The sequence below is a fragment of the Marinobacter sp. DS40M6 genome, assembly GCF_028581595.1.
Taxonomy (GTDB): Bacteria; Pseudomonadota; Gammaproteobacteria; order Pseudomonadales; family Oleiphilaceae; genus Marinobacter; species Marinobacter salarius.
Genome location: NZ_JAFCAE010000007.1, coordinates 186,804 through 199,296 on the forward strand (window position 1 = coordinate 186,804; position 12,493 = coordinate 199,296).

At 58.0% G+C, this 12,493-nt stretch carries 11 protein-coding genes; 6 read left to right on the forward strand and 5 right to left on the reverse strand.

All coding sequences use genetic code 11. The features are described 5' to 3' along the window. The 5 genes from JJO78_RS17630 (at position 1) to JJO78_RS17650 (ending at position 5,456) form a co-directional block, all read left to right on the forward strand. On the forward strand, positions 1-291 hold the full coding sequence (locus JJO78_RS17630) for a hypothetical protein (protein ID WP_273624300.1): 291 nt from the start codon (positions 1-3) through the stop codon (positions 289-291). Then, entirely contained in the window at positions 278-895 is a 618-nt protein-coding gene (locus JJO78_RS17635; RefSeq protein ID WP_075194431.1) for a hypothetical protein, read from the forward strand. Before JJO78_RS17630 ends, JJO78_RS17635 begins: the two co-directional genes overlap by 14 nt. A 173-nt stretch (positions 896-1,068) precedes the next feature. After that, complete coding sequence (gene malE, locus JJO78_RS17640; RefSeq protein WP_085679266.1) at positions 1,069-2,286, forward strand: maltose/maltodextrin ABC transporter substrate-binding protein MalE; 1,218 nt, start codon at positions 1,069-1,071, stop codon at positions 2,284-2,286. Positions 2,287-2,297: 11 nt separating this feature from the next. Continuing rightward, entirely contained in the window at positions 2,298-4,034 is a 1,737-nt protein-coding gene (locus JJO78_RS17645) for a methyl-accepting chemotaxis protein (protein WP_273624303.1), read from the forward strand. Between the two features lie 99 nt (positions 4,035-4,133). Next, complete coding sequence (locus tag JJO78_RS17650; protein WP_041334063.1) at positions 4,134-5,456, forward strand: YihY/virulence factor BrkB family protein; 1,323 nt, start codon at positions 4,134-4,136, stop codon at positions 5,454-5,456. Here the strand turns inward: JJO78_RS17650 and JJO78_RS17655 are convergent. The 4 genes from JJO78_RS17655 to JJO78_RS17670 form a co-directional block, all read right to left on the reverse strand. Continuing rightward, a complete protein-coding gene (locus JJO78_RS17655) occupies positions 5,453-6,493 on the reverse strand; it encodes an HDOD domain-containing protein (protein ID WP_036208938.1) in 1,041 nt (346 codons plus the stop codon). The genes JJO78_RS17650 and JJO78_RS17655 overlap by 4 nt on opposite strands. A gap of 114 nt (positions 6,494-6,607) precedes the next feature. Next, positions 6,608-7,837, reverse strand: a complete 1,230-nt coding sequence (locus tag JJO78_RS17660) for a DUF445 domain-containing protein (RefSeq protein ID WP_127401835.1) — start codon at positions 7,835-7,837, stop codon at positions 6,608-6,610. Positions 7,838-8,098: 261 nt separating this feature from the next. Then, positions 8,099-8,833, reverse strand: a complete 735-nt coding sequence (locus tag JJO78_RS17665) for a 16S rRNA (uracil(1498)-N(3))-methyltransferase (RefSeq protein ID WP_075194433.1) — start codon at positions 8,831-8,833, stop codon at positions 8,099-8,101. Positions 8,834-8,841: 8 nt separating this feature from the next. Further along, positions 8,842-10,194: an adenosylmethionine--8-amino-7-oxononanoate transaminase gene (locus JJO78_RS17670; protein WP_041334068.1), complete on the reverse strand. Its 1,353-nt coding sequence runs from the start codon at positions 10,192-10,194 to the stop codon at positions 8,842-8,844. 182 nt (positions 10,195-10,376) lie between these two features. Here JJO78_RS17670 and JJO78_RS17675 point away from each other — a divergent pair, with 182 nt between their 5' ends. Further along, positions 10,377-10,865, forward strand: a complete 489-nt coding sequence (locus tag JJO78_RS17675; RefSeq protein ID WP_036208948.1) for a DUF2505 domain-containing protein — start codon at positions 10,377-10,379, stop codon at positions 10,863-10,865. 14 nt (positions 10,866-10,879) lie between these two features. Here JJO78_RS17675 and JJO78_RS17680 read toward each other — a convergent pair. Then, positions 10,880-12,493, reverse strand: a 1,614-nt coding sequence (locus JJO78_RS17680) for an outer membrane beta-barrel protein (protein WP_228210166.1), incomplete at its 5' end; no start/stop codon positions are given.

Here is a 12,493-nt window from a genome sequence, read left to right on the forward strand (position 1 = left end):
ATGAATTCAATAGCCTGTAAGTCCGTTCGTCACGCTTTCCGCGCCAGTGCGTTGATTGTGATGATGTTGCTTTCCGCCTGTGGTGGGGGGTTCGACGAGGAACCGAACAATGCGAGATTGTTCCTGCAACCGGGAGATGAAGTGGAGGTCTTCAGGGGTGATGAGCTGACCAGCCCGTCGGAAGATTCGAGGATTGCGGTACGCCATGAACAGCAGGGGGACCGCAAGTTTGTAACGGTTCTGGCCGGAACGGCGGAGTTGGTCCGGGGAAACTATTATGCCCAGCGATAAGCGTCGGCAGTGGTTGGTCGCCTCTTTTCTGGTCGGGGCCATCTTGGCTCCGGCCAGTGTTGCGGCAGCCAGCGGTGCTCTCTTCGTGGGCGCCCAATTGGGCGGCTCGTCCCTGGCTGCAGACATCGAAGGACCCGGTGCGGCTTTTTCCAACCTGGATCACGGCACAACGCTGTCTGGTTCGGTTTTGGCAGCCTATGAGGGTGACCATTCTGGTCAAGGTTATCGGGTAACCGGGACCCTGGGGCATGCAAAGTGGGATAATGCGGGGTTGCTGGAAGCATTGGGCGGAGTGGATCTTCTCTGGCGTCAGGAAGATGGTAGTGGCGCTGTCTATGCTGGACCAAGACTGGGAGCGATTCGTTTTAGTGATGACATCACCGATGACAGCAATACCCGGTTTGCCTGGGGCGCCGAAGTGGGTGTCCTGACAACATTAGGCGCTGGGCCTGGTGGCGGTGACCGACCATTGTCCGCGGGCCTGTTCCTGCGACACACGGTCATCGATGCCCGCCAGTCCGGTGTAACCGGCAGTGGCCTTGATCGTGACATAAAGGTGAGCAGCCAGACTTCATTCGGTATTCAGTTACTCCTTCCGTTATAGCGAGCCGAGAGTGGGCTTTCGGCCCACTCTCGCTTACGCCCCTCATCTCATCCCCTTAAAGTTTGCACGTGTATGACGCGCCGACCCTCGCCTCCTGCATAAACTGCCAGTGGCATGTCTCATTTGAGGCATGGGATTCCCAACGCTCAAACAATAACAACAGGGCGATACCTATGATCAGACCTCTCCTGGCTCTTGTGCTTTCCTGTGTTTTCTTTTCTGCACCGGCATTCTCCTTTGAACGCGGTGAATTGCTTATCTGGATCAACTCCGACAAGGGGTATGAAGGGCTGGCTGAGGTTGGCCGACGCTTCGAAGCCGAAACCGGCATTCCTGTGACCGTGGAGACGCCGGACGATCTCACCTCCGAGTACGACCATTATGGCTATTCCTCCAAGGCGCCCGATATCGTGATCTGGCCCCATGATCGTTTTGGAAGCTGGATCAATGAGGGCCACCTGCGCCCCATCGAGCCGTCCGAGCAGGTGCGTGAGGCTATTGCACCCTTTGCCTGGCAGGCGGTTTCCGTGGGCGATCGAGTGTATGGCTACCCAATCGCCATGGAAGTGGTCAGTCTGCTCTACAACAAGGATTTGGTCTCAACACCGCCCGCCACTCTGAAAGGCGTGAAAGCTGAGCATCAACGACTGAGCGCACAGGGTATTGAGGCCATCTCCTGGGACTACAAGAATGTGTATTTTTCCTGGCCAGTGTTCGCCGGATCCGGTGGGTACAGTTTCGGCCTGGAAAACCAGGTTTACGACCTCTCCGATGTTGGTGTGGACACAGATGGCGCTGTCGGTGCCGTGGCAGGCATAAAAGACTTGCTGGATTCCGGTGTGCTGTCGGCAGATGCGGATTACGGCACCATGATGGACGGCTTCAAGGCCGGTCAGACTGCGATGATCATTAACGGTCCCTGGGCCTGGAGTGAGATACGGGACGCCGGTATAAACGTGGGCATAGCCGACGTGCCCACTGTCAGCGGTGAACCTGGAAAACCCTTTGTGGGCGTGCTGGCCGCCGGGATCAGCGCGGTATCCACCAACCATGAACTGGCCCGTCAGTTCATGGAGGACTATCTGCTGACCGAATCCGGCCTGCACGCCGTGAATGACGACAAGCCCCTTGGCGCCGTGGCCCATCTGGAAGTGGTGAAAACCCTCAGCGAAGACCCGTTTATCGACCATACCTTCCGCTCCGCCAGTCGTGGGGAAATCATGCCCAACATTCCTGAGATGAAACGCTTCTGGGATCTGATGACCATCCGTTTTGACGGCATGCTGGCCGATGATTACCCCATAGCGTCCACGCTCAAGGAGGCTGCAGGTCGGCTTGAAAGGCTGGATGACATGCGGGGCTGGACACGCCGGCATTACGTTACGAACTGAGTGAGCTCGCTATGGCATTCCCCCGATTAGAATTGACCATCCGTTCCCGGGTGATCCTGTTGTTTACCCTGTTGATTGGCCTGTCCGTTGCGTCATCGGCCCTGGTTTACCAGCGCATAGCCGGCATTGGTGACAGTGTTGATCAGCAGGCACGCGGCATCGCCGGCCAAATGGTTGCCATTGATGAGCAGTCCGAGCTCATTGACCAGCAAAGGGCGTTGGGCAAGTTGTCCGAACGCGTTACGGTCGCCCAGCAACATATGGGTGCGATGCAGTATTGGTATTTTCACGCCGCTCTGAATGCGGACATGGAGTCCCTGGACAAGGCTCAAGCCGCCTCCGAACAGTTGGTGGGCGAACTGGCTGCCATGGTGGCGGCCGATAGCAGCCTGCAGGCGGAGATCGCGGAAATGACAGAAACCGTGGAGCAGTACCGCACGCTCGGCGAAAAAATGTTTGAGTTCTTTGAAAAGTCCATGATGCTGATGGGGCGTTCGATGGCGGAGGCCGCCCGGGAACAGGCCGTTAGTCTCACGGCTAGCCTCAACGATATCCGCAGCGGCTACCAGCAACGGGAGGCCGTACTCACCGAGGGCGTGTTGGAAGCCGGAGAGACAGTCAGACGTGCCAGTGATCAGGTCGCCATAAGTGGCGGTGCTATTCGACACGAAATTGATCGGGCTGGATCGGTCAGCCTGATAATGGCTGGCGCGCTCGTTATCTCGGCATTGTTGCTGGGCACGCTGTTCCTGCGTTCACTGCTTCGCCCGGTGCGCAGGTTGGGGCAGCGTATTGGCGAAATACAGGCCGGCAATGACCTGCGGGGCAGCCTCGAGTATCGCAAGAACGATGAATTAAGCGTGATCACCCGCGCCTTTGATCAGATGCTGGCGCGATTTGGCGGTCTGATCGGTCATGTCGCCGCCTCCACCAATGAATTGGGGGATATGGCGGCTCAGGGACGGGAAAGCAGTCAGAGTCTTGCCGACCAGGTTGGACGCCAGCAACAGGAAACCAGTCTGGTGGCGACAGCCGCAAACGAAGTTACTGCCACTGCGGAAGAAGTCCGGAAGAGTGCCAACCACGCGGCATGCCTTGCCGATGAGGTTGGCGGGTTGACGCACAGTGGCGGTCAATCGGCGGATGAAGCCGTTGCCGCTATGGCTCGGCTGGAAACACGAGTGGAAGCCGTGGCCGAAACCATCGCCGGGCTGGCCAGCCAAAGCCAGTCTATCGGCCAGGTCGTGGATGTAATCCGGGGCATCTCGGAGAAAACCAACCTGCTGGCATTGAACGCTGCCATTGAAGCGGCCAGGGCCGGTGAAATGGGCCGGGGGTTTGCCATTGTGGCCGACGAAGTGCGGGGTCTGGCCAGCCAGACGGCGAACTCGACCGGGCAGATAGACGATCTCGTGTCATCGTTGCAGGCACAATCCCGTGATGCCGTTGAAGCGGTGGAGGCGGGGCGGGAGGAGAGCCGTACAACCGTCCAGCGCATCCGGCAATGCAGCGAGAGCCTGGGGCTGATCGATGAGAAGGCGGGCGAGATGCGTTTGCTCAACCAACAGGTCGCCCAGGCTGCGGCTGAGCAGAGCGAGGCTGTCAGCAAAATCGACGAAAACCTGATCAACCTCAAGCGCCAGATTGAAGACATTTCAGACAATGCCCGCGATACCGGAAGCATGACCGATTCCCTCGCGTCACTGAGCGAAGTGCTGAGAGGAAATGTCAGCCAGTTCCGATACTGAGCCGAAACCGCTAGTAAAAGCCACACAATACGCCATACTTTGTTGTGATTTGGTATCTGACTGATAATCTGTACAAAACACTGGCAAACAGGACGTTGTGTGGCTTCATTTCAATTCAAAGATCGGCTTCAGTCTGCGGAAACCTGGATTCTCGCCAACCCCAATCCACCGCAACACTGGCCATGGACCTGGCTTTATAAAACCGGGCGTACCGCCTATGCGCTGGTGCGGGACGTCGTTAGTGGCAACCTGACGCTTCATGCCATGAGCCTGGTGTATACCACCTTGCTGAGTATTGTGCCGTTGCTGGCCTTGAGCTTTTCGGTGCTCAAGGCGCTGGGTGTACACCAGCGTATGGAACCCTTCCTGTTCCAGTTCTTTCGGCCCATGGGCCCCCAGGGCGTCGAGATTGCCGAGCAGATTCTGGGCTTCGTGGATAACATGAAAGTGGGTGTGCTCGGCTCGGTCGGCCTGGCACTGCTGGTTTATACCGTGGTGTCACTGGTGCAGAAGATCGAGCGTTCTTTCAACATGATCTGGCGGGTGCCGGACATGCGCTCGATGGCCCAGCGCTTCAGTAATTATCTCAGCGTTATCATGGTGGGGCCGTTGTTGATGGTGTCGGCCATCGGTATCAGTGCCACCATTTTCTCGTCGGCGTTCGTGCAGGCGCTGATGGAAATCGAACCGCTCGGCTCCATGATTGTCTTCGCCACCCGCTTTACCCCATTCATGCTGGTGGTCGGGGCGTTCACCTTCGTATACGTGTTCATTCCCAACACCCGGGTGAAGCTTCGCTATGCGTTCATCGGTGGACTGGTGGCAGGTATATCCTGGCAGGCGGCGGGTATGCTGTTTGCGTCGTTTGTCGCCGGTTCCGCCAAGTACGCTGCCATCTATTCCAGTTTCGCAATCGGCATCATCCTGTTGATCTGGGTGTACCTCAACTGGATGATTCTGCTGCTGGGGTCCAGCATTGCCTTCTATCTCCAGAACCCGGGCTCGGTGGCCAAACGCCGCCAGGTGCGGTTGTCGCCGGAACTTCTGGAAAAAACCGGGCTGGCGTTGATGTGGCTGGTGGCGAAACCCTTCAGCGAGGGCCGGCCGGCACCGCAGCAGGAAGCGGTTGAGCAGCAACTCAGGGTGCCGGGGGAGGTGACCCGTGGTATCAGCGACAAGCTGATCCGCGCCAGACTGCTGACATTGGCCGGTCGCAACGGCGATTGCCTGGCCCCGGGCCAGTCCCTCGAGAGGATCACCGTTGGCAGCGTGCTGGAAGCCATACGTCGTGATGAGGATCGGGTTGCTGACCGTTTACCTTATGCCGTGCCGAGCCATCTGATGGAACGCCCTCCGGAGCACGAATCGGTGTCCTTCGCCGAACTGCTGAAGCAGGAAGGGGGTTACGGAGAAAAAACCTAGGCGCGGGTTTTTGCGCCCGCTTCCAGGGTATCGAGGATCACCTTGCGTACCCGCGTAAACTGCTCCCTCGAGATGTTAGTAATACGCAATACGTCGTCTTCCGGCATATTGCGCTGGTGGGCATGGCGTAACACCTCCCGGGTGCCGATAATAATACCGTCGTTCAGCGGGGTGTGTTGCTGCCTCGGCGCCGGCCGCTCCGCCGCCAGAAGCTGGGCGTGGTATTTAGGCGGCAGCCCCCATTCATTGGCCAGTAGTTGTGACGTGGCCCACTGGTAGCGGGAAAGGGCGATGTGGATCAGCGAGGGTGGCGGTTCCGCCAGCCCGGATTCCGTCCTGCAGACGCGCTGCAACTCCCTTCGTAGTGTGATGTAAGAGAGTGCTGGCAATAGGCCTGCCATGAAATAGACGCTGCTATCCTGGCCCTGAATCTTCGCAATCAACTCCGCACTGCGGGCACAGGTGAGCCCCCAGCGCCATACCCGTTGTGCAAAGAGTGCTTCCCGACTGTTCCTGGCTGCCATCATCGGCCGCATGATGGCGGCGGAAATAACGTTGCGAATACCGTCCATACCCAGAACAAAGACCGCCTGGTCCACCGAGTCGATGGACTGGTCGCCGGTGCGGAAGTAAGGGCTGTTGGCAATTTGCAGTAGTTGGTCGGTCAACGCGGGGTCATTGAGGATGATCTCCGTCAGTTGGTTACGGCCTGTATTGGCATCGGAGAGTGCCCGCATTAGCATCGGCAGGGTCATGGGTTGGCGCGGTAATTCGTCCAGTTCACTATTGGCGATTCGCCAGCGCAGTTTTTCCAGCACTTCATCCCATTGCCCGGTTTCTGAGCGCAGCGTGGCAGGGGGTGAGTCAAGCAGCCAGCAAAACAGACGTTCTTCCAATTTGTCGATCAGGGCCGGGTCTATGTCCGGGCTGTCGTTTGTTGAAACAACCGGGTTGAGCAGGCGGGATTCAGGTGCTGTTGCGGTTGTTGGTTTGTCGGACGAGAAAAGTCCTGAAATCCAGGAAATAAAGCCTGGCATCCGATGCCTCCGGGAAAAGAATAGTCGCCGGGAAATACATACCCGTACACCGCGAGTATAGAATGAGCTAGCGGCTATGCACAGTATAACAGCAGGCTTTTTGGCACTAGAGCCTCAGAAAACAGAGCCTCCGAAGACAAACACCAATTGGCAGATACCGGCGGCGAAACCCAGGAAGGCGCCCACCAGGATCAGTTTGATTTCGTCCTCCTGGAAGCAGGGTCGAAGAAGGTCTTGAAATTCCTCAGATGAGAGGGCAATCATGCGCTCCACCATGATGCTTTCCACGGCCCTTGCCCGGTCGGTTTCGAACACCGGGTTATTGAAGGAGGTTTGCGAAATTTCGATGGCTTTTTTGCCGACCTGGTTCTTTAGGGTCGCAAAGCCTGTTGGTCCAAACGCCATCTGGGTCAGGGCCTTACCCATGCCGGCGGTTTCGTCCACCAGGGGTTTAATGTGTTTTTTGACCATGTTGCGGGCCCGGTCGCCCTTTGGGCCCTCCAGTATGGCGTTGATGATGTTGCCAACCGTGAGTATTTCGTGGGTGACGATGTGGCAGAAGGATTCGGCGACTTCCTGCTGGCGTTTGAGGAACAGTCCCTGGAATCGGAAAGGGCCGACTTTCTTTTCGTGCAAGGGCCGGAAGATCACGTTCAGCGCGATCCAGTTGGTCGCCCAACCCACCATCAGGCCGAAGAAAGGCAGTACCCACCAACTTTGGTAGAAATACCAGACGGTCATCTGAACCAGGCCGAACAGGAAGCCGAAATAGAAGCCGGAGTTGATGATGAAACGGAATTCCACTTCCCCGCACTCGATGAAGATCCGGTTCAGCAGCCGTTTGTCCTTGGCCAGGCGTTCGATGACCATGCTTTTGATGTCGAGCAGGTCTTCGATGTTGTCGGAAACGTCACCCACCAGGTTGTCCACCAGTTGCGGGGTGGACTTGCGTACTCGGTCGTAGACCATGTTCCTGGCTGAGGAGGGCAGGTTTTCCCAGAAGGTGGGGTATTCCTTGAGCATCAGTTCGTCGACGTATTCTTCGGTGCGGGGTTCGACGGTGTAGAGGATGTGGGCTGCCAGTACCTTGGGGTCGATTTGCTGGAAGATTTCCTGCACGGTGCCAATCTTGGAGATGGTGGCGTCGACGCTGATGGCGGCCATTTTTCGGGCCTTTGAGGGGATGATGCCCTGCCAGCCCAGTAACGGGGGCTTGCCGACGAATTCCAGCGGGTAGAAGGTCATTTTGATGGCCAGCCAGTTCGTGGTCCAGCCGATCAGGGCGGCAATGACGGGGATACTGAGGTATTGCCAGAATTCTGGGGTGCTTAGCAGGCTTGTCATCCGGTGTTCGCTTTTTGGGTTCTGGAGTTTGCTGCATTACGGGGAGGCCTTTCCAAAACACGCTCCTTGCGGCACGTCCCTGTGGCGCTTGGGCTCCGCCATCCATGGCTCCGCACAGTTTTGGAAAGGCCTCCCCGTAATACAGCCCCGACTACAGAGCTATCCTCAACAGACTTATCACTCGACAGGGATAATGTTGTCGGGGGCCGGCTCTGTCAATGACTTGAGCGCCAGATTGAGATGGCGGCACAGTCGGTAGGTTCAACCGCCGATATCACCCCACAACCACTGGCACAGTGCCATGGCGGCAACCGGGGCGGTTTCGGTGCGTAAAACGCGGGGGCCGAGGGCAACGGGGAGGAAGCCGGCGGTTTCGGCAGCGGTGATTTCGTCCGGGCTGAGGCCGCCTTCGGGACCGATCATTAGCGCGACGCGGGCGGGTTTGGCCAGGGTGTCCAGGGATTGTTCGGTGCGGTGGTGTAGAACCAGGCGCAAGTCGCAGTCACCCGAGCTTTCAAACCATTCCGACAGTGTCATCACCGGTACTATCTCGGGCACCCGGGCTCGGCCGCATTGTTCGGCAGCGCTGATAGCAACGGATTGCCAGTGGCGCAGGCGTTTGTCTTCACGGTCGCCTTTGAGTTTGACGTCGCAGCGTTCGGTGGTGAGAGGGACGATGCGGGTAACGCCCATTTCCACAGCTTTCTGAACGGCGTAGTCCATACGGTCGCCTTTGGAGAGGGTCTGGCCGAGTACGATCTCCAGGTGGGACTCGGTGGCATTGGCGGACGGCGTTCCTACCTCGACCGACACGTGTTTCTTGCCGGCCTCGGTGATGGTGGCGGGGTAGTCGTTGCCGTCGCCATTGAACAGCAGCAGTTCCTGGCCGGGTTGCATGCGCAGCACACGGCCGACGTGTTGCGCTGCATTGTCGTCCAGGCCGGCCGTGGCGCCTTCACTCAGGGGTGAGTCGGTGTAGATGCGGGGGATGCGCATGGTGTTTGTCAGTCCCGTACGGCGATTTCGATGCCTTCTGTGGCCACTTGGGCCAGGTGGCGGATCTGTTCTTCGGTGATCACGTAAGGGGGCATAAAGTAGACTACGTTACCCAGTGGCCGCAATAGCGACTGGCGGGTGAGCGCATGCTGGTATACGCGGATGCCGCGCCGCTCCTGCCAGGGGAAGGGCTCTTTGGTGGCTTTGTTTTTCACCATTTCCACCGCCAGGGTCATGCCGTGCTGGCGGATGTCGCCGACGTTGGGGTGGTCCGCCAGGTGGGCGACGGAGTCAGCCATGCAGGTGCTCAGGCGTTTGTTGTTTTCGATGACGTTGTCGTCGCGGAAGATGTCCAGGGTGGCCAGCGCCACGGCGCAACCGATGGGGTTGCCGGTGTAGCTATGGCTGTGCAGGAAGGCCTTCAGGGTTTCGTAATCGTCGTAGAAGGCGTTGTAGACGGTGTCCGTTGTCAACACCACCGACAATGGCAGGTAGCCCGCGGTCAGGCCTTTGGACAGGCACATAAAATCCGGAGTGATACCGGACTGCTCGCAGGCGAACAGGGTGCCGGTGCGGCCGAAGCCAACTGCGATCTCGTCGGCGATCAGGTGCACGCCATATTTGTCGCAGGCTTCGCGCAGTTTGGTGTGGTAAATCGGGTGGTGCATGCGCATGCCGCCTGCGCACTGAATCAGTGGTTCGACCACCACGGCACAGATTTCGTCATGCTTTTCGGCCAGTAACGCGTCCATGGCCTCGAACTGCCGCAGCGCGTACTCCTCGTCGGTCTCGCCCGGCTCCTTGTTGAACGCATCCGGGGAGGGCGCGGTCATGACTTCCATCAGCAGCGGCTGATAGGTGTCCTTGTAGAGAGCAACATCGCCCAGTGCCAGTGCCCCCAGGGTTTCGCCATGGTAGCTGTTGCTCAGGTTGACGAAGTTTTTCTTGCCCGGTTTGCCCTGATTCTTCCAGTAGTGGAAGCTCATCTTGAGCGCAGCTTCAATAGCAGATGAGCCGTTGTCGGCGTAGAAGCACTTATTGAGGCCTTCAGGGGTCACTTCGATCAGTCTCTCGGAGAGGCTGACCACCGGCTCGTGGGTAAACCCCGCCAGGATCACATGCTCCAACTGACCAATCTGCTCCTGAATAGCCGCGTTGATTCTGGGGTTCGCATGGCCGAACAGGTTGACCCACCAGGAGCTCACGGCGTCGATGTAGCGGTTGCTTTCGAAGTCCTCAAGCCAGACACCTTCGCCCCGTTTGATGGGCACCAGGGGCAAGGTGCCTTCGTGGTCTTTCATCTGGGTGCAGGGGTGCCATACGGATTTGAGGCCGCGGGCGACGAGGTCAGCGTTGCGCATGATAAATCTCCGTCAAACGGTGGGGTTCTGTCAGGTTCCAACAAAAGGTCAGCTGTTAACCAGTGCGAATATTACAGTTAACAACGCCTGCTGACCACTATGCCATCCACCGATGACCGGCGGGCCAATGTGTGAATGAAACTCACCGCGCACAATCAGGCCATTCTTATACGGAGGCCTTTATGGAACTGGAATTGAGACATTCATACGATGCTGGCCTGGACCGGGTGCTGGGTGCGTTCTTCGACGAGGCCCATATCCAGGAGAAAAACCAGCGGCTGGGTTCGCGCAATGTGAATATACCGGAGCTGACCCGTGACGACTTGTCCGCGAAGGTGGTGGTTGAGCGTGAAATGACAGCCTCCACCGAGGTGCCCGGCATCCTGGCGAGCTTTCACAAAGAGTGGAATCGCGTACGCCAGGAAGAGCACTGGTTCCGCAAGGACGACGGGGAATGGCATTGCGAGTTCCGGGTAAAAATTGAAGGCGTGCCCGCGAAGATCAAGGGCAATATGCGCCTGCAGGGCACAGACCAGGCCTGCATCAACTACGTTACGCTGAATGTCTGGTGCGAAGTGCCGTTACTGGGCAAGAAGATTGCGCGGTTTCTGGCGGATGATTCCCATACCAAGATCGAGAAGGAGTATAGGATCACCCGCCAGTTGTTATGACATTGCGGTTAACGTTATTGGCGATCAGGCCCGCCAAAATAGCGACCAATCTGCAGGCCCAGATAGCGAGCGTCCCGATCATAACTGTCCAGTTCGGCTCGAATGAACCAGGCGGATTCCAGCGGTCGGTATTGAACGCCGACACCCAGTGCCAACTGCAGTGTTGACTGCTCGTCATAGCCGATTCTGCTGTCGCTGGCGCTGTTCTGAATCAGTGACGCACCCACCTTAACGAAGGCGTTGAAGCGGTGGCCAGGCTCCCGAATCCAGTAGCCGGCCATGAGTGACGGAACCTGGTAGTCGATATGGGCGTCGGGAGTCACTCGCTCCAGAGCTGGGTTTCGGTTGCCAAGACCGGCCTCACCGAGATCGCTGTATGCCAGCTCCCAGAACCAGTGGGGCGCAAAGTGATGGCCAACCGCAACCTTCCAACCCCAGTCAGAGTCGTCGTTGGTGCGCCAGCCATTGCTTTCGCCTTCTGGATCTATGTGGGTAACTCCCAGCCCTAGGTTGCCATAAAAACAACCCGAGAACTGCGCGTCGTCCTCACTGTCGTCATCCATAACGATTTCATGGTTTGAAGACAGCTGGTATCCGCACAGACCTGCGTCTGCCTGGGAAAGCCCAGGCAAACCGAGGGCCACTGCTGCGACCAGCAGCGGACGTGCGTGTTTGTATCCAGCGCGGCGTACCAGTACGAGTGCCAACAGTGCGATCAACATCCAGATACCGACACCCCCGGCTCCTCTGACAGCTGTTTCCAGTTCGCCGCCGTTGTCGAGGCGGTCAATCTGCCCGTCACCATCGAAGTCGCGTCCTTCAAGATCATCGTTGTAGCCATCTCCATCGGAATCAATGTCACGGTAGTCTTCACGTCCGTCCCCGTCAAAATCAGTGGGAGACCAGCGACGGGAAGTGTTGCCGTTAATTCCCAGCAGATCCACCATGCCATCGCCGTTGCTGTCGACCTGACGAATATCGACGCCCTTGTCAGCTGCTTCCACCAGGTCAACAATGCCGTCGTTGTCCGAATCGAGATCCCGGAAGTCTGCAGTGCCATCGGCATCTGAATCGATGGGCAGGGAATCTGCTGCTATGCGATCATCGAGACCATTAAGGTCGGCGTCGAGGAACTGGTCGACGTAGGTGTCTGAGTCTGCATCCAGCCGCCCCCGATTGGCTTCAAGTACATCGCTGATGCCGTCGTTATCGCTGTCCGGATCAAGACTGTCTGGCAGGTTATCGCCGTCGGTATCGACGAGACCGCTACCTTCCGCGACGTCAGGAATGCCGTCGTTGTCGTCGTCCAGGTCAGCACGGTTGTTGATGCCGTCCAGATCGTAGTCTTCCAGAGAACCGAATCCGAAGTCGCTTTCGTCAACAATGTCGGCGATGCCGTCACCGTCCCGGTCGGCCGCATCGTCGACAAGGCCATTATTGTCGGCATCGACAGTGGCGGCGTCATCGCGATTGCTGATGTCGAAGGGCCCGCTGCCGTCGTTGGCAGGGTTCGAGCTCTCGATATCACGGTAGTTCGGCAGCGCGTCAGCATCGTCGTCCGCAGGATTAAACAGGGTGCCCTGGTTGTTGGCCGGATCGTCGATCAGGCCATCTTCCGGCGCGCTGTC

Coding starts and splice junctions, on each gene's coding strand:
- JJO78_RS17655 (WP_036208938.1), bottom strand. CDS start 6,493: ATGCCAGGCTTTATTTCCTGGATTTCAGGACTTTTCTCGTCCGACAAA.
- JJO78_RS17670 (WP_041334068.1), bottom strand. CDS start 10,194: ATGCGCAACGCTGACCTCGTCGCCCGCGGCCTCAAATCCGTATGGCAC.
- JJO78_RS17660 (WP_127401835.1), bottom strand. CDS start 7,837: ATGACAAGCCTGCTAAGCACCCCAGAATTCTGGCAATACCTCAGTATC.
- JJO78_RS17645 (WP_273624303.1), top strand. CDS start 2,298: ATGGCATTCCCCCGATTAGAATTGACCATCCGTTCCCGGGTGATCCTG.
- malE (WP_085679266.1), top strand. CDS start 1,069: ATGATCAGACCTCTCCTGGCTCTTGTGCTTTCCTGTGTTTTCTTTTCT.
- JJO78_RS17630 (WP_273624300.1), top strand. CDS start 1: ATGAATTCAATAGCCTGTAAGTCCGTTCGTCACGCTTTCCGCGCCAGT.
- JJO78_RS17665 (WP_075194433.1), bottom strand. CDS start 8,833: ATGCGCATCCCCCGCATCTACACCGACTCACCCCTGAGTGAAGGCGCC.
- JJO78_RS17675 (WP_036208948.1), top strand. CDS start 10,377: ATGGAACTGGAATTGAGACATTCATACGATGCTGGCCTGGACCGGGTG.
- JJO78_RS17635 (WP_075194431.1), top strand. CDS start 278: ATGCCCAGCGATAAGCGTCGGCAGTGGTTGGTCGCCTCTTTTCTGGTC.